The 24960-nt window shown below is 48.2% G+C and carries 23 protein-coding genes; 16 read left to right on the forward strand and 7 right to left on the reverse strand.

From position 1 onward, the window contains the following. Window positions 1-5: 5 nt before the first annotated feature. The 13 genes from AC53GJ_RS11490 (at window position 6) to AC53GJ_RS11550 (ending at window position 14901) form a co-directional block, all read left to right on the forward strand. Window positions 6-365, forward strand: coding sequence for a hypothetical protein (locus AC53GJ_RS11490; protein ID WP_496727845.1), 360 nt, complete (start codon window positions 6-8; stop codon window positions 363-365). Then, window positions 322-3504: a tape measure protein gene (locus tag AC53GJ_RS11495; RefSeq protein ID WP_496727846.1), complete on the forward strand. Its 3183-nt coding sequence runs from the start codon at window positions 322-324 to the stop codon at window positions 3502-3504. The genes AC53GJ_RS11490 and AC53GJ_RS11495 overlap by 44 nt, the downstream gene beginning before the upstream one ends. Next, on the forward strand, window positions 3504-3956 hold the full coding sequence (locus tag AC53GJ_RS11500) for a hypothetical protein (protein WP_496727847.1): 453 nt from the start codon (window positions 3504-3506) through the stop codon (window positions 3954-3956). The genes AC53GJ_RS11495 and AC53GJ_RS11500 overlap by 1 nt, the downstream gene beginning before the upstream one ends. Then, on the forward strand, window positions 3953-7213 hold the full coding sequence (locus AC53GJ_RS11505) for a hypothetical protein (protein ID WP_496727848.1): 3261 nt from the start codon (window positions 3953-3955) through the stop codon (window positions 7211-7213). Before AC53GJ_RS11500 ends, AC53GJ_RS11505 begins: the two co-directional genes overlap by 4 nt. A 156-nt stretch (window positions 7214-7369) precedes the next feature. After that, a complete protein-coding gene (locus AC53GJ_RS11510) occupies window positions 7370-7999 on the forward strand; it encodes a DUF1565 domain-containing protein (RefSeq protein ID WP_496727849.1) in 630 nt (209 codons plus the stop codon). After that, the gene (locus tag AC53GJ_RS11515) at window positions 7996-8331 is read left to right on the forward strand and encodes a hypothetical protein (RefSeq protein ID WP_496727850.1); all 336 of its coding nucleotides are present in this window, start codon (window positions 7996-7998) and stop codon (window positions 8329-8331) included. Before AC53GJ_RS11510 ends, AC53GJ_RS11515 begins: the two co-directional genes overlap by 4 nt. A 3-nt stretch (window positions 8332-8334) precedes the next feature. Then, window positions 8335-8820, forward strand: coding sequence for a DUF1833 family protein (locus AC53GJ_RS11520; RefSeq protein ID WP_496727851.1), 486 nt, complete (start codon window positions 8335-8337; stop codon window positions 8818-8820). Next, window positions 8813-9214, forward strand: coding sequence for an NlpC/P60 family protein (locus AC53GJ_RS11525; protein ID WP_496727852.1), 402 nt, complete (start codon window positions 8813-8815; stop codon window positions 9212-9214). The genes AC53GJ_RS11520 and AC53GJ_RS11525 overlap by 8 nt, the downstream gene beginning before the upstream one ends. Next, complete coding sequence (locus AC53GJ_RS11530; protein ID WP_496727853.1) at window positions 9192-11849, forward strand: host specificity factor TipJ family phage tail protein; 2658 nt, start codon at window positions 9192-9194, stop codon at window positions 11847-11849. The genes AC53GJ_RS11525 and AC53GJ_RS11530 overlap by 23 nt, the downstream gene beginning before the upstream one ends. A 373-nt stretch (window positions 11850-12222) precedes the next feature. Next, entirely contained in the window at window positions 12223-12906 is a 684-nt protein-coding gene (locus AC53GJ_RS11535) for a hypothetical protein (RefSeq protein ID WP_496727854.1), read from the forward strand. A 407-nt stretch (window positions 12907-13313) separates the two neighbouring features. Continuing rightward, the gene (locus AC53GJ_RS11540) at window positions 13314-13943 is read left to right on the forward strand and encodes a nucleotide-binding protein (RefSeq protein WP_496727855.1); all 630 of its coding nucleotides are present in this window, start codon (window positions 13314-13316) and stop codon (window positions 13941-13943) included. Next, entirely contained in the window at window positions 13940-14389 is a 450-nt protein-coding gene (locus AC53GJ_RS11545) for a hypothetical protein (RefSeq protein WP_496727856.1), read from the forward strand. The genes AC53GJ_RS11540 and AC53GJ_RS11545 overlap by 4 nt, the downstream gene beginning before the upstream one ends. Then, window positions 14389-14901: a restriction endonuclease gene (locus AC53GJ_RS11550; RefSeq protein ID WP_496727857.1), complete on the forward strand. Its 513-nt coding sequence runs from the start codon at window positions 14389-14391 to the stop codon at window positions 14899-14901. The genes AC53GJ_RS11545 and AC53GJ_RS11550 overlap by 1 nt, the downstream gene beginning before the upstream one ends. A gap of 235 nt (window positions 14902-15136) precedes the next feature. Here AC53GJ_RS11550 and AC53GJ_RS11555 read toward each other — a convergent pair whose 3' ends face one another. The 3 genes from AC53GJ_RS11555 to AC53GJ_RS11565 all read right to left on the reverse strand — a co-directional run bounded on the left by AC53GJ_RS11555 (window position 15137) and on the right by AC53GJ_RS11565 (window position 18225). Beyond that, window positions 15137-15760: a hypothetical protein gene (locus AC53GJ_RS11555; protein WP_496727858.1), complete on the reverse strand. Its 624-nt coding sequence runs from the start codon at window positions 15758-15760 to the stop codon at window positions 15137-15139. An 87-nt stretch (window positions 15761-15847) separates the two neighbouring features. After that, window positions 15848-17022 (reverse strand): IS3 family transposase gene (locus tag AC53GJ_RS11560; RefSeq protein ID WP_496732760.1). Its coding sequence is split into 2 segments (ribosomal slippage): window positions 15848-16755 and window positions 16755-17022, totalling 1176 coding nucleotides; the frame shifts between segments, so codons are not numbered across the junction. Window positions 17023-17079: 57 nt separating this feature from the next. Beyond that, on the reverse strand, window positions 17080-18225 hold the full coding sequence (locus AC53GJ_RS11565) for a hypothetical protein (RefSeq protein WP_496727859.1): 1146 nt from the start codon (window positions 18223-18225) through the stop codon (window positions 17080-17082). Window positions 18226-18274: 49 nt separating this feature from the next. Between AC53GJ_RS11565 and AC53GJ_RS11570 the strand changes: the two genes are divergently transcribed. After that, window positions 18275-19425 (forward strand): IS3 family transposase gene (locus tag AC53GJ_RS11570; RefSeq protein ID WP_496727860.1). Its coding sequence is split into 2 segments (ribosomal slippage): window positions 18275-18518 and window positions 18518-19425, totalling 1152 coding nucleotides; the frame shifts between segments, so codons are not numbered across the junction. Window positions 19426-19484: 59 nt separating this feature from the next. Further along, a complete protein-coding gene (locus tag AC53GJ_RS11575) occupies window positions 19485-20444 on the forward strand; it encodes a hypothetical protein (protein ID WP_496727861.1) in 960 nt (319 codons plus the stop codon). Between the two features lie 383 nt (window positions 20445-20827). On the opposite strand, the gene AC53GJ_RS11580 is transcribed toward AC53GJ_RS11575, so the two are convergent. The 4 genes from AC53GJ_RS11580 to AC53GJ_RS11595 form a co-directional block, all read right to left on the reverse strand. Then, complete coding sequence (locus tag AC53GJ_RS11580) at window positions 20828-21199, reverse strand: hypothetical protein (protein ID WP_496727862.1); 372 nt, start codon at window positions 21197-21199, stop codon at window positions 20828-20830. Between the two features lies 1 nt (window position 21200). Further along, window positions 21201-21656: a hypothetical protein gene (locus AC53GJ_RS11585; protein WP_496727863.1), complete on the reverse strand. Its 456-nt coding sequence runs from the start codon at window positions 21654-21656 to the stop codon at window positions 21201-21203. 314 nt (window positions 21657-21970) lie between these two features. After that, window positions 21971-22858 carry a DUF4145 domain-containing protein gene (locus tag AC53GJ_RS11590; protein ID WP_496727864.1) on the reverse strand — a complete coding sequence of 296 codons (888 nt, stop codon included), beginning with the start codon at window positions 22856-22858 and terminating at the stop codon, window positions 21971-21973. Window positions 22859-22925: 67 nt separating this feature from the next. Next, window positions 22926-23537: a hypothetical protein gene (locus AC53GJ_RS11595; RefSeq protein ID WP_496727865.1), complete on the reverse strand. Its 612-nt coding sequence runs from the start codon at window positions 23535-23537 to the stop codon at window positions 22926-22928. A 272-nt stretch (window positions 23538-23809) separates the two neighbouring features. Between AC53GJ_RS11595 and AC53GJ_RS11600 the strand changes: the two genes are divergently transcribed. Beyond that, entirely contained in the window at window positions 23810-24955 is a 1146-nt protein-coding gene (locus AC53GJ_RS11600; RefSeq protein ID WP_496727866.1) for a hypothetical protein, read from the forward strand. The last annotated feature ends 5 nt before the right edge of the window (window positions 24956-24960 follow it).

Genomic DNA, 24960 nt, shown 5'->3' on the forward strand with positions numbered 1-24960 from the left:
CCCAGGTGGCCGCCTGGTATGTCGGTGAAGCCCCAAGCGAAGCCGACAGTGACCTTGCCCAGTTTATGGATAAAGCCGGGCTGCCACCCCCGCCACCGGTTGAAAAAGTAGCTCTGTTATTGCCGGAGCTGGAGACCACTGTAAAGTCATTTACTGCCGTCACAACGCAGTTTTTACGCGATAAAGACAACATCGAAATCGCCCTGAATTATCAGGCGGCCGATGTTGCCTGGAGATACCTCGGGCTGACATTGCTGCCCCGCGATTTTGACAACATCCAGCGCATTGAGCGCTATGTATTAAGTCTGATCCGGGATAGCAATGAGCAACCTGAATTTACTGCTGAAATTACGCTACGACGGTAAAGAAGTCAGCTCTGGTGCGAACCAGAGCGTGGCTGATTTACAGCGCATTGAGCAGCAAACCCGCACCCAAATTAGCACAAACCAGCAAGCGGCCAGCTCAGTCAACACAATCACCAGCGGTTATCACGCCATGGCCGCTGCTATGGGTACTGTGGTCGGCATTGGCACCGCTCAGAAGATTGTCAACGATACAGCCAGCGCCCAGCTGCTGGAATCACGTCTGCAAAGCTTATCCGGGACTACAGCAGATTATGCGGCCAACCAGGAATATCTGTTCGCCACCGCTGACAAGCTGAATATCAGTTATGAAGCCTTAGCTGGCTCTTTTACCAGCATGCTGAACCTGCAGCGCTCCGGCACAGTTACCATGACCGAAGGTAAAGCTATCACAGAGGGACTGGTCAATGCCGGTGCGGCCTTGGGAGCCAGCAATGACCAGTTAGCCAACAGTCTTTATGGTTTAAACCAGGCGTTATCCAGCGGCGTGCTGCAGACCGATGAATTAAACCAGGTGATGGATCCACTGCCTGGCTTATTGGGCGAACTGGACAAGCAAGTCGCCAAAACCGGCATGACATTCCGGCAGTTGACCGGCACTGGCCAGGTTACCTCGGCCATGTTTAAACAGTATTTAATCGAAGCTTTAAAAAGCTATGAAGGCGCAGCCGAGCGTACCGAAGGCAAAATCACCGCCTCTTTTGCGGAGATGGGTAACGCTTATCAGAAGCTTATTCGTGAATACGAGAAAGACGTCAATTTTGGTGTCGTCGCCTTAGCCGGTGTACTCACTAGCAGCATGAATGCCCTGCGGGAAAACCAAACCCTGGTCGAAGGGTTAACCGTGTCCGCCACTGCGCTGGCGTTGGTTTTGGCAGGCCGCATGGTTGGCAGTTTGACCATGGCAACTGTAGCCAAATTCAAAGACATTCAGGCCACTAAAGCCCAGGCACTGGCGGAAAAAGAGCGCTTGGCTGGCGTGATGCAAACCGCAACGGTCGAGCATGCCCGCGCTGTGCAAATGCGTGAATACTACACACATAACCTCAGCGCAGCGCAATCGGATCACTTTCGGGGCGTGGCGATCACCAATCTGGCCGCCGCCAACGGTCGCGCTATTGTCACAGAGCGCGCGTTAACGGTTGCCACCGCCAATTACACCGCAGTTGCCACCCAGGCAACACTGGCAAGCCGGATGCTGGCCGGCTCGTTAGCCTTCGTCGGTGGTGTCCCTGGCCTCATTGCCATCCTGGGCATTGGAGCTGTGGCCATGATGTCATTTGGCAATAGCAGCGTTGCCGCGACGCAAAGTGTCAGCGAGTTTGATGGCGAAGTCAAAACCCTGACCGCTTCACTGGATGGCTTATCTAAAGCCCAGTTGGGTGCCCGTAAAGTCAATATCGACAGCAAGCTTGAAGACGCCCGGAACGCGGCCCGAGCGCTGAGCACTGAATTAGCCACCATCAATCGCGAACTGACCAAGGGCAAAGCGATGTATGTGGCACCGGTGGTGAGTCAGTATGGTGCTGTTATTTCAGAAGCCAAAACAGTCGCCGTGTCGCTGACCGAGGTTGAGCGTAAAGAGCATATCAAACGCCAGACCCTGCTGACCGCCGAACTGGAGACCCGGCAAGCCAATATCACCGAGCTTGAAAGCAGCATTCAGCGTATTGCAGCACTGAGCAAAGGAGATCAACAGCAAAGCGCCCGCCCACTGCCAGCCAATATCCAGCAACTGCAGGTTGAGCTGTTAGGCGAAGAAGCCAAGCTGCGCGAGAGTTATCAGCGTCGCCGCGATATGGTCACCATGTCGATGGCAAGCGACGCGGCCAACAAGCAAAAATATACCCAAATCCTCAAAGACATCGATGCGGCTGAGCACAAAGCCCTGGCAGAGCAAGGCCAAAAGGCGCGCGATGAAAAAATTCGGGCTGAAAACGAAGCCCGGCGTAAAGTCGAGCAGGATAAAAAAGACGCCCAGGAGCTATCCCTCGCCCAGGCGCGCGGTTTTGCCACCCGCGAAGCCGCAGAAGCCTATGCCAACACCTATGCGGTCGAAAAAGCCAAAATCGAAGCGCGCGTTGATGCGGCGCGGCGGGCAGAAAAAGGCTTGGCAGCCAATGACGAAATTGGCGAGCTGAAATATGACGCCAGGCAGGATGAAGCGCAGCAGGCGCATGAGAAAAAGCTGCTGCAAATTCGTGGCTTTGCGACCCGTGAAGCGGCAGAGACCTATGCCAATACCATGGCCATCAGGCAAGCCGAACACCAGGCCACGATGGATGCGATGCGCCTTCGTAGCAAAGGCATTGATCCAACGGACTTGCCTAAAGGGCTGGCGCTTGAGCAACGGGATGACAACGCCCTGGAAAAACGCCGCGCCCAGCTCGAAGCTAAATTCCAGTTAGAAGAAGAAAAAGTCACCAAACATTTAACCCGGATGGAAGAACTGCAGAATGAGTTTACCAACCGGGAAATTGCCTTACATGCGGGCCGAACCGGTGAAATGCGCGGCGCTATTTTGCAGTTCACGGACTGGCAAAAGAAAAACGAAGCCAATAAAGCCATTGCTTTACTGGGGATCGGTGAGCATGCCGCCAAAGCCTTTGCCGGGCAAAGTAAAACCGCCTTTAAAATTTTCAAAGCGTACTCCATTGGCCAGGCACTGATTAAGACCTACGAATCCGCGACCGGTGCTTATGCGGCACTGTCGACCATTCCGGTGGTTGGCCCTGCCCTTGGTGCAGCAGCTGCTGCGGCGGCAGTGGCGATGGGTCTTGGCCAGGTACGGATGATCCAGCAACAACAGCCTGCCGGTATCGCGCACGGTGGTTTGGACTATGTGCCGTCAGAATCCACCTACGTGCTGCAGCGCGGTGAGCGCGTGTTATCACCGCGCCAGAACATTGAAATCACCGAAAAAGTCCGCCGTATTGATGAACGCTCACAAGCAAATAACGCCGGTGGCAACGTCAATCTGACCGTGGTGGTCCACAGCCAGGGCGGCGCTAAAGCCAATGCGCAGATGGAGCAGCGCGGCGATAAAGATTACATCGTGAACCTGTTTTTATCCGATGTGCAAAACGGCGGCGAGATGGCCAGAACCCTTGAACAAACCTATCAACTGAAGAGGGCTGGCTAATGTGGCCCAGTGAACTGCCCACCCCACAACGCGACGAATTTGCGCTGCAGCAGCGGCCAAATTTGGCCGTGACGCCGATGGATAGCGGCTATACGCGCACCCGCGCCAAGTTTCGCTCAGTGCCGACCCATGTGCCGGTGATTTATCGCTGTGAAGCCAGTCGCGCGGCGCTTTTTGAGGGTTTTGTGACCCATACCCTCAAAGGCGCAACGCTCACCTTTACCACGCCGCTGCTGTTTCCAAGCGGCATGCAGCGGGTCAATGCCAGGTTTCTCAGCAACCCATTAGAGCAAGCCAAGCTGCTGGCCGGTGGCCAGTGGTGGGAATACCGCGCGACTTTAGAGATTGACCGCCCGGTATTAAGCCCGGAAGACACCCAGTTTTTACTCGACAACGATATCGCGTCCTTAAATGGCGTGATTGATAAAATTAAAGGGGCCATTACCAAATGAGTTTAGCCGCAGCCGCCACCAGGTTTAATGCCATCACCGATGCTATCCGGTCGATGATGACCGCCTCCAGTAGCGCCGATGTCAATATTGAAGGCGTGCTGGTGCCGTCACTTCGCAAGCAAATCGCCAATGAAACCGGCACCTTTTTGTTTGCCAAAACTGCTGAAGTGAACGCCTCTGCGCGCCTGGCAGCCAGCTATGCCCAGAGTGCAAGCGCTGCGCTTGCGCTGATGATGCAGGATAAAAACGCCATTGATGCGCTGGCCAGTGATATTCAGAACAAAAGCCGCCAAACCGCGACCCACGCGGCGACTGTGGCCGGTTTATCGGCGCTGACCACGGCAGCTGCGGCTGATATTGATGCCAAGCATGATGAGGTAATCGCCAAAACTGCACAGGTGCTGTTTGCAGAGCGCAATGTCAACGCTAAGGCAGCTACCGTGGTCGCCGCAGAAGCTGCAACATCCAATGCCCTGGCGCGCGTGATGACTGATAAAACTGCAGCCACAGATGCGGCTATGCAAGCCAAAAGGGATGCGCAGCAAAGCACCGCAAATACCGCTGCCGTCAGTGCCAATACGGCGCTCAGTAGTCTGATGCTCAATGAAGCGGCCGAGATTGCAGAAGGTGCACAACAAGCCGCGCGGGATGTGCTGGCCACCGGCGCCCAGGTGCGTATTGGCCAGACGCAGGTGGCGGTGACTCACTTGAACGTCACTGCGCTCAATCAATCGTTGCAGCAAAGGGATGCGGCCGCAGACACCTCAGCGCGCTTGCTCAATCTCAAAGCCAAAGCGGTTGAAACCTTATCGGTGCTCAATGCGCTGTTGCATAACGAAATCAAAGATACCGCCACCGATGCGCAAAACGCCGTCGGGGCTGCGGCGCATCATGCCAATATCGCGGACCAGTACCGCCAATCCATCTTGCACCACCGCGATGCGGTCAATGCTATTGCCGATGAAATGGCGTTGATTAAATCCAGTTTAAACACCCTGTCAGACGAATTTACAGCACAAGCCCAACAAGACATGACGGCCATGTCTGATTTGCTGATGCAGGCCCAAAACGCGGCGGCGCTGGCTGTTCGGGTGGCCTTTGATACGTCGCCACTGCAAGAATTACCCGCACCAGGCAAAGCACCACTGGCCGGTGGTGACAGTCAAATCGCGGAGCAGTGGCTGAACTGCGAAACAGCTTATAGCGCCTTTGTGGTGGGTTTTGCGAATTTGATGAGCGCACAGCTGCAGCTTAAAACCAAAGATGATTTACACAGCCAGGCATTGGCTGATTTTGTCTATCGCACCGACCGCGCCATCGCACAAATTGACCGGCATTTAGAAAAAGTCCGCACCAGCAACAGTTTGCCGGAAGAGTATTTTCAGGGCTATCACGACGCCGGTAAATCGCATCGCTTGCCGGTCTTTAACATGATGGAGCGAGACTTTTTAGCTGAAGCCGCCCAGGAAGAAGGTTATGCCGAGTTTTTAAGAAGCCAGGGTGCCAGCGGTATCGTCAATACCCGCCAATACCAGGCTGACCGCACCTTTGAATTAGGGTATCGCGTACATGATGTCAGTTACGCGGCACTGAATATCCACAACCACCCCAACTATAAAAGCCAGCCCGGCATGGCGGAAATTGCTGCCTGTATCAATGGCTACTATTTTCGCACGCGCCACATGGATTACGCCATGGCGTATCCCATTCAGGGCCGTTACCTGGAGCGTGTGGCGCTCAATGCCCCCGATATTCCAACCGCCATTGCCGCACTGCCAACCGGCATCAACCCGGACGGCAGTATCAATTTTGCCAATACCCAGGCCGGTTATATGCGCGATGTCAAAACAGCCAACCCACAGGACTGTCAGTGGCATTTAGCATACCTGGAATGCTGGCTGGAGCAGTCCGAAGATGATGCACTGGACGACCCAGCTGATTCATTCCGCCATGCCAATGACGCCAAAGGCTATCGCGAGATGTTCGACAAAGGCCGCTACCTCAACGCCAGCGGCCATAAAAATCGGCTGGAGAATCTCAGCTATCAGCCCTTCACGGTGCGTTATGTCGACGCCCAGGGCGTGCCACGTTTTGGCACCCTACAGTACCGGATTAACAGCTATCCGGTCGGTGATTTACGCGCCCTAGGTGGCGCTGAGCAATCGCCACGCTTTGTGGTCGGCAACAGCAACAGCCATTACCACAGTCTGGAGGTCGTGCTCACCAACGCTCAAATGACGTCGATTAAGTCCGGCGTCCCTCTGGAGCTGACCACAAGTAACGACTTTGGCCATACCCATCAGGTCCGCGTCACCTGGGATGGTACACAGTACCAGGCACTGGATTTACATGCTGGCCATCAGCACCCGGTGGCCGTGATTGCCGATAGCAATGGTCGCTTACCCTATAACGAGGCCAAAGCCGTCGCAGGCACCATTGATAACACCAACCGCTTTAAGCTGGTTCGGGATTTAAGAAGCCGCGCCCATCAAAGCAGCTGGGCCAATTTGGCCAAAAGCCGGATGGCCCGTTTTGAGTGCGTCGACCTGCTGGCGCTTTGCGAAAAGTTACCCGGCCTTGAAGGCGATGGCGCAGTTTTGGAAGAAAGCTATACCCAGTATGGCCTCAATGATGTGCTGGACAGCCACACCGGCTCCGGCCGCTTAAATGCGGCGCGTTATAACCGTCGCTATAAGTTCAACCGGGGTGATGCGTCAGGCCGTGTTGCGGCCAACCGGGGCTTTAATGACCCCACACTTTTTGTCGCAAAAACCAGCCACCCGCGCGTGGTCGGTGGTTTTAGCTGGATGATCCCGTTAGAGCTCATTCTGAGAACGCCAAGAGAAAACTGGAACCCCTACAACCTGACCACCGGCGATTATGCGTTACTCAAAGCCGAAGAAGCTGCTGGCCATGGCACCCAGGCCAAGCCTTTTAGCGGCACGCATCCGCTGCACTTTTACTATGGCACGCCGGTTGGCGTGGTAGCTGAAGTGCCGGGACAAGTCGATCCGGCAGACACGGCCAATACCGCCTGGGTCAAAGACGCAAACGGCACACCGCGCCAGGTGCTGGGCAATGGCATTCGCGTGCAGGACGTCGACGGCATGCGCCAGCGCTTTCCGATTTATCCGCTTTTTAGCGATCACGGTTACAACCAGACCCAGCAACATTGGCTTCGCAAAACCCTCACCGATTTACTGAAAAAAGCCGCTGCCGGCACGTTAACGGCAGCTGATATTGATAACAACCTTTAGGAGTGCCCCATGGCCACCACATCAGAACAACTCGCGCAGGCGGTTTCGTCCATTAATGCGCTACAACAAACATATGCTCAAGAAGTCGGTAAATGGCAAACCGAGCGCTCAGCCCTGACCACATTGCTGGCCAATGCAATTGCGGCTGTACCCGGCATGAAAAAAACATTTTATGTCGACTCCGTTAATGGCAACAACGCCAATGAAGGCTCGGCCACAAAACCCTTAGCGACATTGGATAAAGCGCTGGAACTTGCCAGCGCCATGTACGCTGGCAGTGTCGATATTCTGCTTAAAGCTGGCGTTTATGACGTCACCGTGAAGCGGACTTACTCCAACATTAACCTGGTGATTGCAGGCACTTCTCTGGCGAACGTCGATAACATCGTTGTGAACTGGCAATCCAATGCACATGACTTATTTAATGGCCTGCTGTCTATGTACTATTTGACCATCAATCGAGTGAAGGTGGCCGCTGCACAACACCAACAAGCGGTTTTCAAACTGACGAACGCAGGCGCTGCTTTTGGCTTGCCTATTGGCGGCGCGGTCAGTTCAACCTATCGCGCGTTTCACTTTATTTCTCAGGAATGTCCACTGGCGAGTGCTGAACGTGTTGGCGGCTTTGTGTCATGCGAGTTTATGTATGCCGAAAATACCGGCGCAACCTCAACGGTCCTCGTCAATCAGCGCCTGATGACTCTGTTATATAAAACCGTTAACAGCATCCTCAGCAACTTCACGACCCCTGCCACTGAAATTAAACATGCGAGCGTATCCTTATGATGTTTTCAATGATGCACAACGCCCTGAACTACCAGGGCATTGACTTAGAAACCCTACTGACCCTCGTTGGCGAAGCAGAAGCCGCAAACATGGTGCGCCAGGAGCTGGTTAAACAAGTCAAAGCAGCCAGCGCCGCCGAGCTTGCCAAATACGACTGGATGTATATCCGCGAGTATCGCATGGCCAATACCAACACACCCTCGCCGGTGCCTGCCCATATCGTGGCGCACTATGATGTGGTGAGAAACTGGGTTGACCAGCAGGAGCAGACTATCGCGACGCTCACTGCCCAGGCAGGGATTGACTACCAGTTTACAGTACCGACGCTTTAAACCATGAGCCAATTGCTTGAAGTGGTCTACGCCAGCGCGCCGGTGGATGAAATCATCCACCACACCATTGAACTCATCAGCAGCAAAGGCACCAGGCGACTGGTGCAAGGCTATGAAGACCTGGTGGCGACGTTAGAAACTGGCAGCACTGTGACGTTTGCGCGCTCGTTCTTTGCGGTGAGTTTGCCGCAAAAGTCCATTAAAGGCGCGCAGGAGCTGCAGTTTCAGATTGATAACGTCTCAGGCGATGCCATGGCCTTTATTGAAGCAGCGATGGAAGCTGGCAGCCGGGTGACGGTGATTTATCGGGCCTATTTGGGTAGCAACTTATCTGCGCCTTCTGAAACCCCGATGCGGTTAACCGTCACCGCAAGTTCAGTTGATGTGAAAAGCGCATCACTGCGGGCAACCTTTCATGATTTGGTCAATGCGCCATGGCCAAAGCGCCGTTATACCGCTGCTTTTGCTCCGGGGCTGATTTATGGCTAATAGCATTGAGCGTTATCTGCAGGTGCCTTATCAAGACTTTGGGCGTGATTTAAGTGGCTGGGATTGCTGGGGTCTGGTGCGGCATGTGCTGCACCATGACTTTGGCCAGCCGCTCTTTGCTGCCTTTGGCACTATCCATCCGCATGATGTAAACAATTTAAACATCGCCTTTAAACAGAGTTTAAATCAGTTTAAACCCACGCAAGCCATGCCTGGCGCAGTGGCGTGCCTGTTTAAATTTGGCGTGCTGGTGCATGTTGGGGTCTGTATCGACAGCAGCGATATTTTACACACCACCCAAAGCACAGGAACCGCACTCATTAGCCACCGCCAGTTTAAACGCCTTGGTCTTCACACAGAGTTTTATCGATATGATCCGCATTTTCAGCAATAAATTCAGCACTGCCCCGGATGAAGTGTATCCACTCACCGCCCCAGTCAGCCTCAAAGCGTGGCTACGGGATAACGTCAAAAATTATGATGACCGGACAGCACCTTTTAGCTGTACCGTGAATGGTAAGCACTGGCCTGAAGCGCGCTTTAATGAGCTGCTGCCCCTCGATGGCACCATTGATTTAATGCTGGAACCCAAAGATGCAGCAACGGCGGTGATTGCCATTATGGCGGTGGTTGGTGGTGCTGTGGCCGCCAAAGCCATGGCTAAGAAAATGCCGGATACCTACAACAGAACAACGCCTGCCGGTTCATCCATTTATGATGTGAACCTGCAGGGCAACCGCGCCCGCTTAAACGGCATTATTCCCGAAATTGCAGGCACCCATGGCGTATTCCCGGACTATTTAAACCAGCCACACCGCTTTTATAAAAACGGCGTGCCTTGTGTCGATTTGCTGTTTTCGATTGGGGTTGGCCAGTATCAGCTCAGCGCTGATGATATTAAAATCGCCCAAACGCCGATTAGCAGGTATTTGGATAACATTAGCTATGCGCTGTTTGAGCCGGGTGCCAATATCAGCAGCCATCCGGCGTATCAAAACTGGTTCCAAAGTGCGGAAGTGAGTGAATCCGGCTTTGAACTCACCACACCACCAGGCTTGATGGATGGCAATGCCAACACCTATATCGTCACTAACCAAAACCGCTTCACGGTCAGCAAAACCGGCCAGTATGGCCCGGCGGTTGAACTGCTGTTTAAACTCGATGACTATCTCTATATCAATGGCCGAACCAATAACCTGACTACTTTTGAAGGCATTGCTGCAGTCAGCGGCAACATCATTTCCGCGCCAGGCATTGGCCGCCATCAGGTGGCTGGTCAAATCATTGGCTTGATGGGCAAAGGCATCAATGGTGGCTATTTGGTTGAAACCGTCAGCGCCAACCAAATCACCCTGACCGGCATGGCCGGTGAAGCCGTGAGTCTCCCGGCAGCGGTATCCCAATACATCCGCATCGCCAAAACCCGCACCACCGGCATTCTCGGCTTATATAAGGTCACGAACGCCAGTAGTGATAAAAAGGAATTCACAGTCACTAAAGTCGACCAGCCCGGCTGGACTGCTTTTCCGACCGATTACCGCTTTTACTACAACACTTATATCGAACCGATTACCGATTTAAAAAACTGGCAGCTCGGCCCTTATCTGATTTGCCCGCAGAACGAAACCACCGACAAAATTGAAGTCGACTTTTTTATCCCAGGCATGGGCCGGATTAATGATGATGGCACCATCAGCACCATTGATGTGTACGTCAATATTATGTACCGGGTGCTGGGCACCATCGATTGGACCATTCAGACGGTGAAATTCAGTCGCCGCTCGATGGATGAATACGGCCAGACCGTCATCATTAGCGTGGCCAAAGCGACCTATGAAGTCGCGATTATCCGCACCACGGCGGCTTTTGATGATATCCAGGTCAAAGATAAAGTGGTGTGTAAGCGCGTGAAGAGCCGTTTAAATACAGTGACCCGCTACAGCGGCATCACCACCATGGCCATGAGCATCATCGGCAATAACGCCCTGGCTGATAGCGCCGAAAGCCGCATTCTATGTAAGCCAACCCGCATTTTACCAAGGCTGAGTAACAACAGCTGGATTGAGGCTGGCCCCACCAATGCCATTGCGGACTTTTTTGGCTATGCGGTCAAAGACGCAGGCCACAGCGACAGCACGTTATCGCTGCCAGATTTGCAGACCTTTAAAGACAAATGCACCGCGCAAAACCAAAGCTTTAACGCCGTGTTTGATAACGACAGCACCTTGCTGGATGTGCTGCAGCGCATCCTTTATACCGGCTACGCCGAGCCAGTGCTGGAATTTGGGCAGCTCTACCCAGTACGCGAAGACCCTCAGACCATCCACCGGCAATTTTTTAGCCCAGACAATATGCTGACCGACAGTTTAAAAATTGAGTTTAGCAACTTTAAACCGGACGAACCCGATGGCGTAGAAGTGGAATACATGGACCCTGACACCTGGAAAACCGCCACCATCAAATGCCTGCTACCAGGTGATGCCGGGATTAAGCCCGAGAAAATCCGCGCTTTTGGGGTCACTAACAAAACGCAAGCCTGGCGCATTGGCATGCGAGTGCGCGCCCGAATGAAATACGTACGCAAGTTTATCAACTTCTCCACCGAGCTGGACGCCCATAACGCCCAGTTCGCAAGCTTAATTGCCGTGGCTGACAACATCCGCAACCAATCCGGCCGCGTCACCGCAGTGACCGCTGGAAATAGACTGAAACTAAACCAGCCACTCACCTGGACAGCCAACGCCCAGCACGTCATCGCCATCCGACGCCCCAACGGCAGCCTATTCGGGCCGGTCAATTGCAGCAAGGGCAGCAGCGATGATGAAGTGATTTTGGAGCGCAATCTGGACTTTAGCGCCAGCACCAACGGCCGGATGGAGCCGCCCTTTTATATCTTCGGAACCACCGACCGCTGGGCGCATAGCATGGTGGTGAAAAACGTCACCCCAAGCGGTTCCGACAAGCTCAAAGTCGAAGCCGAAAGCTATGACGCGCGGGTGTTTTTAAACGATTTAAACTTGCCGGGATAAGGGTTTAAATTGGTTTTAAATTGTTTAAATCTGGTTTAGGATGGCTTTTAGGGATGGATGCTGCGGCTTTGTTACGTAATTCGCTCAATTCGGGTAATCCGTTTAGTGCAATTTTGCGGATACTGACGTTGGTAGTTACTGAATGTATTAAAGACTGATTTAACGACTAGAATCACACATGACTTTTTAATCTCCGTCTTGCGTGCATAAAACCGCTCCCGCGCTTACCAAATTTGGTAATTAGGTTTAGAAGTGATTGATTTAACTTGGGTTAAAGGATTATTTCTTCTGAGTAAAATTCATGAACAAAGGCAATAAAATTTGCGTCTTGCGGGTTCCTTGCCTTTGATAAAGTACTGTTAGGCAACACAATTTGGACATTCACTATTTTGCGATAGGAAGAGTTAAATTTTTAATTGGCTTTTATGAGAGAGCTTTGTATCCATTCGTCGAGATAGTACGCTTGATAGAAGAGGAACGGCCTCCCTATGAGCCGGAATATTCCGAAAGTGGCGAGCCCCAATTTCAAATTGAGTGGTCGGACGCAAATGAATCGATTGAATTGCTCGGTCTTCAATGTGTGTCATTGCTAAGCTCCACATTGAAACTCTTTATGAAGCAGAGTCTTTATGGAGTGCTTCGTAGGAAGCCGAGAAGGCTAACAAAAGAGCTGAGATTAGAAGAACACTATGGGGCCGCCTTCAAGAAGGGCTGGTTCAATGGTTATCGTGAGCTTTTTAAAGCTGAATTTGGCATTGATTTGAATAGCTCTACAGTCAAATGTGAGCTGATAGAAGAGCTAGCATTGGCGCGAAATAGAGCGCAACACCCAGAAGATATAGTCTCAATGGGTAGCAGGTATTCGGAGCAAGATCTAGAAAGAATTTCGGATCCATACTTTATCGATGAATCCATGCATGAGCCAGGTTATAGGCATTGGTTTCCGCCTTTAATTAAGGTGTCACCCGAGAAAATGCATGAAGTATTTAACGAAGCCATATGTCTCATAGATTGGTTAGAAGAAAAGATCGAAAACTGGGGAAAAACCGATGCCTAACAAGGCGTTCAACTCGGACAGTTTAGCGGTTAACTTGGCGTTATGTGGTTGGAGGTATTTTCTGAAACTCGGTAACTTCTTGCTGTATTGGAATAGCCACAGAACTGCTATTTTTACCATGGTATTCGTTGGTGCAGTGCCTGCGAGTTTGATTGCATATGAACATGCTTTGATAAGGGGCGTTCTGTTTTTTATTGGTTTTATCTGCATTTTCCTTGTGGCAACTCTCATACCGTTCAGGAATTCGTTGAGGTCAAAGTATGGTAAAAACCCGTTTAACTAAAAGCTCACATAACAAGCCGGGCCATTTGCAGCCTCCGGCTGCTGCGACGCTCACAAGTTCGCGCGCTTGCGCGGGACGTTATGTGTAGGTCTTACCTCGCAAGTTATATATCTAAAGGATAAAGATGATAAAGCTTATTGTTAACACTCCGAAAGGTGGTGTTGGAAAAACGACAACAGCAACAAATATCGCATTACTGTTAGCTCAAAAGGGTTACAGGGTATGGGCGATTGACTTGGCTGGAGGACTTCTTATGAGTCAAGCACTCCAAAATACGCCTGAATTTGCAACAACAACACACAATAGAATTGAGCAGAAAGAAACAGAGCGAGTTCCGACAAGTTTTCCAGGAGCTTCAAATTTTGACTTCGCCGTTCTTGATACTGATGATAGTTTCACTGTTGGTGAAGACATGTTGTTGGGTAATCGGCCAAGCTGGAGAGTTATCTCACCTATAAACCCGCATGATAAAGTGGGATTACAAAGAATTCCAAGAGATATAAGAGCCCTTGCTGCTGGAGCATTTCTATCTCCAAACGAGCTTCAAATGACCATTGTTGCCAACATGGCTTATGGTGGTGATATAGAGCAAGGATTCATAGAGTTGAAAACTGCATTGTCGGAATGTGGAATTGAGGGGTTGTTGACGGTTTTGCATTTGCCATATGCACCCACGAAAACTTCGCCGATTCTGTTAAATGATGTTAATTACAGAGAGTCACTTGATAATTTTCTAACAGGTATTGGAATATGAAAACAAGAACAAAAATGGAGAAAATTGGCCTCAAGAACCTCGTAAGTGAAGCGAAAATAAATTTGACAGTATCTATTGAAAAAAATGATTTTTTGCATAATAAAGCTTTAAGATTACATGATTTTTTCGGGACGAAGTCAGTAAAATCTATCATTGAGCGATCGATTATTCATACGGCATCGATTTTAATTATTAAGGACGAGGATCTTCTGGAACATTTAAAAATAAATAGGCTAGACTTTCTCAAGTCAATTAAATCCATAAAGAAATCTGACAGCCAATCATCAGAAAATGCAGAAAAAACCATTAGATTCAAAGCTATGATCTGGCAACTTATTATAATTATCAGCTTCTCTAAAGATGTAATCAACAAAGTTGAAGATCTAGTGAGTTTTTGCTTAGATACATCTTTGAAAAGTAAAAACACTCTATTTGGAGAAGAGTAGTGGGCGTCCTTGAAGAGGCAATAATACGTAGTCTTCTGGATACAGATTCTGGATTTAAACGTGACATTATGGAATCGCGAATTCGCACAATTTTGGGTGCTGAACCTTTCACTGATGTGACCGCGTTACCACCTCGCCGAGGGCGAGCTGATGGAGGCATAGATGGAATTGTTAATTTTCGCGACCTCAGCCACACTGATTCTTCTGTCTTAAGGGCTGCAGTAAATATTAAAGTTCGAAGAACTGATTTCACCAGAGAGCAGCTTGGAGGTTTTATCCTTGACATGGATCGGGAGAGCATATCGGTTGGAATTATAATTACAGCCGCTAACCTTTCGCCTGATGCAAAATCTGAGTTAGAACGAAAAAATACTCAGGGACAGATTTCCCTATATCATATCCGACTATCGGACATTATCAGCCCAAACAGTAATTTACCTAACATTGAAATCAATGGTGGATGCATCCATCTCGTACTATCCCAAAATATTAGAAATATTATTACATCTTGATAGCAGAGTGTTTAGAAAACAAATAACAAGAAAATGCAGCGGACCCACAAAGCTCTCGGCTTTGCGGTCCGCTGATTTAGGGTTTAAGTTTCAGGTGGAGGCAAGGAATCTATAAGGCAGAGAGTTTACCAAATTTCGCACGTCCTTTGATTTTAGATTTTTTGACGCAAAGGGTTGAGATGTAAGGAGGCAGGTAACTGTCAGAGAAAGTCGAGACTAATTCATATAAAAACATTCAAAGATGTTGGTTTCTATCAAATCCAAAAACAAACGTTAAAAAATCCAAATTCAAACAGCGCGCTACAACGGCATATTCTGGTTTAAATACCGAAATTGCGTTGAGCCACTGTCGAAATACGTACGGTCGGTTGTTTCTACTATTTGTATCATTACCAAATATAGAAAAAACTTGTTGTATTAAATGTAATGGAATTTCGATTGGATCAATTTTTTTTCGGAAAATGTTGTCCATTCGACTAGCGACAGCCGAAGCTGTCACAACGGTAGTACTTAACCAAGCTGCAATACCAACAAAACATTGCTCCTGAGCATTTCTAAGGTTTCTGGTATTCGTCCAGACATCAGCCGCACCAAGCCAAGCAAACTCATTGTTTAATCGTTTAATTTCCAACAAAAAATTATCAAAATCGAGTTGCTTATCCATTGCTGTCAGTGCTGAAATTCGTCCCCAAGTTTGCAGCTCTTCACCACATCCTTCCTGATATAAACGCAGCAGTTGCGGTCCAACCAGCTCGAAATGTTTGCGATAAGCCTGATAAAGATAAGGTTCAGCGATTAACCAAAGCCTTTTGGCATCTTGTATTGCAAGGATAAAAAGCTCCCAACTGACTTCAAACATCTTGCTTTGCAAATATGGTAGCCTTCGCAACATTAAAGCGCGGATTGCAGGATGCTCATCATTCGCAAATCGCTTTAACTGTAGTGGTCAACTAATTTTGGCCACATCGTTGTAGCCAAGCCAGTACCTGCGCTCGGATTCATTCGGAGCCAAACCACCGTTATAGTGATGTGGCCTGAGCTGGCTGTAATAGCCCAGCATGTAATTCAGTATCTCTCGTTCTGCTTGAGCAAATGAGCTGTAACCTACGGTCGGAACCCATTCTGTCTTTAAGCTTCTGAAGAAGCGCTCCATCGGGCTATTGTCCCAGCAATTACCACGACGACTCATGCTTTGCCGAATTTGAAAGCGCCACAGCAATTGCCGGAACTTGGTACTGGTGTAATGGCTGCCTTGGTCTGAATGGAACATCACTCCTTCAGGCCGACCTCTGGATTCAAACGCATGACTAAGCGCCTTGCCGGTTAATTCACTGTCAGGCGAGAACGACATGGCCCAACCAATTGGTTTTCTTGCAAATAAATCCATCACTACAGCTAAGTAAGCCCAGCGGTTGCCTGTCCAGATGTAGGTCACATCGCCACACCACACCTGATTTGGTTTGGTTACGGCAAACTGGCGCGCCAGCAAGTTTGGGATATCAATCCGTTCACTGCCTGTCTTTTTATATGAATGCGCCGGTTGCTGGCAGCTGATAAACCCTAGTTTTTCCATGCATTTAGCCGCCAGGTATCGGCTCATTTTAACACCCTGAGTGCTTGCCATCGTTGCAATGCTGCGAGAGCCTGCGGAGCCATTGCTGGCATCAAACAGCTCACGGACTTTGCTTAGCCGAACAACCTGCTCTGGCTGAATCGCCTTGGGCTTTTTCCAATACTTAAAGCTGCTGCGATGGACTTCAAACACCCGGCACAACTGCGCCACGGCATAACTCTGCTTGAGCTGAGCAATTATCGTGAATTGTTCAGCGAGTCCGACATCAAGAGAGCTGTAGCCTTTTTTAGGATTTCTTTTTCCAGCTCTATCTGTTTGATTCGCTTCTCTAATTCGCGAATTTTAAGTTGGTCTGGCGTCATCGGTGTGGCTTTGGGCGTGATGCCTGAGCGCTCTTCACGCAACTGCCGAACCCATTTATCCATGGTGGATTTACCAACATTCATCGCTGCCGCTGCTTTAGCAACCGAGTAACCTTGGTCGAGCACCAGTTGGGCACATTCCAGACGAAATTCTGGGCTAAAAGTAGGTCTTGTCTTTTTGTTCATCATGTCACCTAATTGCTTACGAGGTATAGCATAACACCTCTAATCAGGTGGCCAAATTCAGTGTGCCACTACAAACACCGGCAACAACAAGCTTGGGAGCACGATGTTTTCATTGGCGAAATTCGTTATAAGTATCATCAAAGCTTCTGCCACCTGGCCTTTTGCCATATTGATACCTACATTAACCAGATCAAGTTCTTCATCGTCGATACTGTCTTTTTCTCGCACCCCAAAAAAACTTATTGCTAAAAATACTAACCGATCAGCTTGCTTGGTGTTTTTAATCACGTTGGCACAAGCAGACAAAGCTTTGGCCATTGGTCGTCGATGTCGCCAATGAATTTGATGTTGTTCAAGTTCATCAAGTATCAGCCCTGCTAAAATTTGACCATCCGGTTGTTCTCGTGGTTGCCACGGTTCATTGCTGCGCAAATTGCCAAAACGGTAATGCAAATGTGTGACAATACCGTCCATGATGTTATCAAGAAATTGCCCGGAAATAATTGTCCAATAATTTGATAAAATTGTTAAAAACCGAGTGGGATTGCGGGATGCAGCTTCTTGCAGTTGCATTCCTACTTCCCTCGGGCCCCCAATCAGAAATTCAGAGCCGAATTTTTGCCAATCCGAGTAATCGGTATAGTGTGCAAGCAGACGAGTTACTGCAGAATCGCTTGTATCAAGAAATACCTCAAATGAAAATGGGGCGATAACAAAACCACCACGCGAGCGGATATCTGGTTGATGAATCAACATTTTATGATGTTTTTCATAGGTATCCAAAATGGCTTGAGCTACAGGCGTCCGTAAATGGCATGGGATGACCGAAATCATTTTGGCTTGTAACTTTAATTTCCAACTATCTTCCTGATTATCATCAATCCGTTCTTCCCGAATAGCTAAGATAGTTGCAATAACAGCATCTTGTATTTGATTATCTAGATCTAAAAACGCTAACCGCAACATAAGGCCTAATTCGTAATTCAGTTCTGATTGCAGCAGTTTACCGTTCGACAACATTTGCCCTATTAAATCGAGATTATGATTTCGATATTCTGTACATGCGCGAATGCCAAAATAAAGCAAAGATCCCTCTTGGTTAAAGCACAAACGTTCACGATGAGCGCGCCACCATGTAGAGTTTTCTCTAGCGTGCTGCAAAATTGAGGATTCGACAGCATAGAGCAGAATGATCTGATCCAATACTTTTGGACACCACGCTAAGTGAGTAAAATGACTTAACGAGGTGAATATGACAACCAAAAAGACCCGCAAGACCCACACTGCTGAATTTAAAGCTGAAGCCCTGAAACTAGCCGAACGTGTCGGTGTTGCTGAAGCGGCCAGGCAGCTCAAAATCTACGAATCACAACTTTATAACTGGCGCTCTGCCATTGAGAAGAAATCGACAACCAGCCAACGCGAAGCCGAGCTTGCTGCGGAAGTCGCCAAGTTAAAACGCCAGTTAGCTGACCAAGCCGAGGATTTAGCCATCCTAAAAAAGGCGGCCACCTACTTCGCGAAGAATCAAAAATAGAACGATTCGAATTTATGCTCGAACACCAGCACCTGTTTCGCCTAAAGCCAATGGCGACGGTGCTTGGCGTGACGCGAAGTGGGTATTATGCCTGGCGAAAATCAAGCAAAGAACCGAGTGCGCGTTTGCTCAAACAGCACAGTCGTGATGAGCAAATCAAAGCTATTTTTGAAAAGAGCAAGGAGCGCTCAGGCGCTCGGCGTATTCAAGTCGACCTAGCGGAAAATGGAGAATGCGCGGATCTAAAAACGATTATAAACAGCATGACAAGGCAGAATTTGGTGGCTAAAGCTGCACGTAAATTCAAAACAACCACTGACAGCGATCACCAGCTTCCGGTAGCGCCAAACCTATTGGAACAGAACTTCGATGCCAGCGTTGCGAACCAAAAGTGGGTCGGTGATATCACGTATCTGATGACGAGCGAAGGCTGGCTGTATCTGGCGGTGATTATCGATTTGTACTCACGCGCCGTGATTGGCTGGTCGATGAGTAATCGTATGACGGCTCAGCTGGCTTGTGATGCGCTTACCATGGCACTGTTTCGTCGTGGCTTTCCTAAAAACGTGATTGTTCATAGCGACCGCGGCAGTCAATATTGTTCACATGCATATCGAGATCTGATTGAAAAACATCAGCTTATCCAAAGCATGAGCCGTAAAGCCTGCTGCTGGGACAACGCATGTGCAGAAAGCTTCTTCCATTCACTGAAGGTTGAGGCCATTCAGTACGAGCCAATCATGGACCGGGAAACCATGAAACAAACCGTATTTGAGTACATAGAAGTTGATTACAACAAAACCAGAAGGCATAGTTCACTTGGCTATTTAAGCCCTGAGAATTTTGAACTGAAACACAGTGCTTAGTTAAGTGTCCAGAGTTAGCGGATCAGATCATTTATTACACCAATCCGCATGGTGTATGGATGCTGGACGAACGCGCATTGGTTGCAGAGCCGAAACTGCAGTATGCGATTTATCAGCAACGGCCATTGCTGGATAAAAATATTAGTCTGGCGGCTGGTGAGTCGATTGCGCTGCATTTTTATTTAAAAGACGGAACCGCTTATATCGCCGGTACTGAATACCCAATTTACAATCATCTGGTGATGTTAACCCCAGATACTGATTTTGCTGTTGATGGCTGGTACTTTGACGTGAAAAAGCCTATCAGCTGGTTCTGGACCTTCCTGGGCGCAGCGTTAGCAGTGTTATCGGCTTTTATCTGGGCACTGCACCGGGCTAAAACCCTGGCAAATGCCGAATTTGTCCGGTTGTCACGCTATCAGTTACATGCTGATGAAATTCGCCGCGCTTGTGATATGTCGGTGGTCATTACAGATAACCTGAACGCAAACACCGATCTGGCGTTTAACCATGCTATTCATATTTCCCACGAATTGCAGGAACTGCTGTCGCCTTTGGCCATGAATGCCCGGCTGCGTGAAAGTGATGACCTGAATTTTGCGCTGAAAAGCCATGTCACCAGTATTTTCAGTATTCACCCCGAACTGGATGTAAAAATTGGTGACTGTGATCAAATAAACGGCAAGCTCAATGCTGATGCCTATCATCTGCTGCTGCACATGATGCGTTACGCCATAGGGCGTCTGGGCGCAAATAGCATTCGGATCCATGTATTGGAAGAGTCAGATACAGACGCCCTGCTTTGCGTTGAACATAATGGCCAGCACGAAACCTTATTCCAGCGCTTACTGAACCGGTCAACGGATCATCTGATCATGACATCCATCGCCAGGGAATATGGCCAACAGATTAAATTCTATCGCTCAGAAATGAATGTACACCTGCATTACGACCCGGCAGCACTGCCAACGCCAAAGCAAGCTTATTTTTCGGCGTCGGCGTCGAAGTTTGGATCATAGCTTATAGTTGGGTTCGCTGACACCACGGACGGTTTCAGCGAGTAAAAAAAGCGGTAACTTTATTTTTTAAGAATACGCGCCAGAATCCATTCTAAGCCCTTCACCACCAGACCCGCTACCTTGCCCTTACTCAAACCCGTTTAAACAAAATTAAACTATGTTTAAACGGCAATTAAACAGGGTCGGCTAAGGCAGTCCGACACCAAACTCATGTATTTATCAAGAGCCACCAAAAAAATGCGATATCATTAATGGTGGCTTTGAGCGTGAAGCAGACATTAACGCCAAGTTCAGCGGTGGTTTGTATGTGGTGCAACCGCAATTAAAATTTGCGCAGCAAATGGCGGTTGTGCCACATGAAAACCATCCGATGCAACGCCTTGTTATGACTGATTATTGAAAAGATCATTATAAAAATTTCTTACATTAGATGTTTGATATCTAATAGCATTCAATAAATCATAGGAGTTTGGAGTATAAGGGAAGACAAACAGAGTATTTTCTAAATAGTCTACAATTTCAAAAACAACACTTTCATCCCACGTAAAATTTGACTCATCAAAATAGTACTTGAAATGATTTTGATACACTCTTAAATTTTGATTCATATAGAATGCGCGATAAACCAAATCAACTCTAGAATTTGGGCTATTTAAATAGTCAGGCGGAGTTCTGCCACTCCAAACAATGGTATTGTGTTGTGTTAGCTCGATTAACTTTTCAATTATTTCTATAGTTTCATTTTTAGAAGTCATGTTATTTTCCACCGATAGTCAAATTTCGTTTTACATGCTCAATTTCCGCTGGAATAGGAAGCAAAGCCTTTCGTATCTCACGAACTGCCTTCTCACTTTTATTTTTTTCTGATTTTATAAACCACCAGATATATTGATATTCACGTATTAAAGATCTAGATTTTTTAACGTCAGAAAGCAGATTTCCACTTGAGCCTCTCTTCATGGCTCTAAGCTCTACATCAATCAATATAAGTTTTTCATCAATTTCATGAAAATTCTTTTCGTAGTCCCCAAGTAAAGAAAGCAATTCATCTTGCATCACTCTAATATTGTTTCTGTGATTATCAATATTTGAATTAAAGCTAAATTCATTTTTTAGGTGCCACAAAAAGTAAAGGTTAACTGAGCCGACTATAAAATTGACAAAGGGCATAAAACCTTTGACCGTTTCGATGAATTTAGATATATCTTGCAAAGTCAATTTTTGCCTCGCGTATTAATTTCATAAAACCCGCGTCATTTGCCGCAGCGAAGCGGAGGTCAAATGCACGCGTTTGTTATGCACTCTCTTTCTTCAGAAGGTGATAGCCACTGAAAAACCTCAGGGTCAGGTCTTTCCTTTTGAGTTAGATGCCAAAAGGCAAGACCTGACCCTGTAAATTACTCTTTAAACGGTAATCAAACGGGGTAGGTTTGGCACTCACAGAAGTAAACTCAATTGCTGCTGAAAATAAACATACTTGTCAAATTAGCAGCAATTATCGAATGCTATAGTTTATGGGTTAGCAATCAAGGTACTACGAAATGCTGGAGTTTATCTTTTGAGCCAGCGTAATTATCTATCTTTCCAACACCTAATCTAGTGTAAGTACCATCAGTGATTTTATTAACGAGTTCCTTTTCAAGCGTCGCAAAGGAACCGTGAAACCGTCTCATGTCCTTCCCAAATATCTTTGCTAATGGGATCTCGTCGCCAGACTTATGGTCTTCAAGGTGGTTTTCAAGGAGTTTAGTGAACCGATCGTATGTGCGAATGATCGTTTCTAAATTTCCATCTGCCTCTCCATCCAATATGTAGATATTAACCAACAAATGCTCGATGATTCGCAGTGCGATGAGCAAGTTTTTCGGGTCAGCGTTCTTGATTTCATGAGCAGCATCATTCCCCATGAAGCGTATTGCATGGAGTCGCTCAGAGTCTTTTTGTGAAATCAATCCTTCTTTTGCAAGAGCGTCAATTCTCTTGTCTAGTGTTTTTCCTGCGATGCTTCGCTCAATACAAATCGCCTCAATGGTTGCCCGCAACCCGATTCCAGCAAGAATATTCGAGTCATTCTTGATGGCTTGAATCGATTGTGTATAGATATCACGCACTGTTACTGGCAGACTCCAAATGTTTTGTAGCTCCCGATGACCTTTAAGAATGCTTGGAAAGCAAGTTACATATTCCGGCACTTCCCATTCATCATCTGCCATTGGGTAGGCAGATTCATAGTCTGAAATAACTTTTCGAAAACTGACCGTCCGGCACCCACAACATTGAACGATTTGATGCGCGATATCGGCTCGGTAATCGTATTCGGATTCAACATGCGTAAAGACTATAGAATGCCATGTGTCTCGGTCGCAAGCTGCACACGAGTGATAAACCTGTTTTATTTTTTCTGAGCTAGACATTATGGAAACATTCCTTATTACCGACGAAGCGTGCAGGGGCAGAAAAACCTAAGTGAAGCGATGTACCCTAACAGGCTTTGTTATGATTTTTATCAAGTTCTATGGATGCCGTTGCATGTAGGACTTGTAAAATGAAGATGGTTTGTTGAATACTGACGTATTCAGTGCTTTTTTCATATATGTAACGCCAGTTAACGAAAGCATTATTTATATTTTTCAGATGATCTTTGAATAAAATGCCTGGCTTTACTTCATACTGAGTTTCAAACTGTTTACAGTTTTTGTTTATACTGTCTTTTACTTTGTTGGGCAGCGACCTATAAAGAGCAGTTAAAGCATGAGACTCTGTCACTTCACCATGAATTTCTTGAAGACACTTGAGATACATTTCGGCGCTAAAAGAAGCATTTACGACAAAAGGAGCGATTCCTTGTGAATCTCTAGGTAACGAACTTAAATCCTTCTCATAAATAAGGGCAGATGCATTTGCAAATGACTTAGCTTGACTGTAGATCATCTCTGCCTTTGATATGTCGCGCAAAAGCCCTTTAGACTTCAGTAATTCTTTGGCTAGCTTAGCCGCTTCTTGTCGATCGTCAACATCTTTTACATAGCCTATAGGATTATTGTCAAATATGACTGTTCTCATACCTTCCGGTGGTTTGATGTCAATAACCATTCCTACTCCGAGCTATCGTCTCTAATTTCAACAATATATTTAAAATTAGCTATGGTTCATTATGCGAAAAGGACGATTTTTTGCACCAGCAAAATCCAAAAGTTACACATTTAAATGCTTAAATGTCATTTGGCACAAACCTCTATCTTCTAGGTACATCGTACTTGAAGTGACTTTGGCTTGGCAACTGAAATCACTGTAAATCCCTTTCCGACTAATCCTGCGCTTAAATAACGGCATTCTGGCTCTAGAACATCACTCTGGAGCCTGTTATGCCTGGCAACACCAAACCCAAAAACACGCAATTCAATTGGTTCGAAATCTTTCGAGCTGGCACCCATACCGATAGCAAAGGCCAATCTGCTGAATTTACCGCAGCCGATTTGCAGTCTGTGGTCAGTAACTTTAAGCCCAAAACCGCCCCGCTGGTCATTGGCCATCCTGAGCAGAACGACCCCGCCTGGGGCTGGGCTGCTGAGCTTAAAATCGAGGGCGATAAGCTCTTTGCCCGCGCTGATGATGTCGACCATGAATTCGCCCAGGCCGTGGAAAACCGCCGTTATCCAAACCGCTCCGTGCGCCTGGTTAAAACCGCCAATGGTTATGAGCTTGGCCATATTGGCTTTTTAGATGCCAAACCGCCTGCCGTGGGTGGCATGCAGTGGCAGTTTAATGCTGCGGAAGCTGAGGCCGTCAGCTTCGAGTTTGCACTGGAAGACCAAATCAACAGCCTCACGCTCGATACCAGTCATACCGTGGTGCGGATTTTTCGCAAGTTAAAAAGCTTTTTCACCGAACGCCATGGGGCCGAAGAAGCCGACCGCATGCTGCCGGACTGGGAGATTGATAGCCTCGCCGGTCAGGCCGCTGTGGTCGGGGAAGATTTATACCGGCAGCGCCTGGAGCAGCAGCAAAGCGAATTTAGCCAGCAGTTAAGTCAAAAGGATGTTGAGCTTAAAGCCACTCAAGAGCAGCTGGCGGCCCTGCAGCTCGAAAAGCTCCAGCTCGACCAGCAAAAGCAGCAATTGGCCTTTACTGCCGCGCTCAGTGATGCGCAGCAGTTTGTGGCAGAGCTGAACAGCGGTGCCGCGCCCCGCTTCACCAAAACCGATGGCCTGGCGGACTTTCTGGCGCATCTGTCGACCCAGGACGTCACCTTTGATTTTGCCGCCCCGGATGGCAGCGCACAAACCAGCACCCAGGCGCAGTGGCTGAAGGACTTTTTAAAGTCTATCCCCGAGCAAACGGTGCTGACCCAGCCTTTTGATAAAACCGCCCCGGCAGTTTTAAGCGCCAACGATTTGGCAAAGCTTGCCAGCGATTACCAGCAGAACCAGCACAGCCAGGGCGTCGTCATTAGCCTTAGCAGCGCCATGGAACACGTTAAACAACAACACAAGGTCATCAATACAAGGTAACTAGC

The sequence above is a fragment of the Rheinheimera sp. B2H12 genome, from assembly GCF_059620065.1.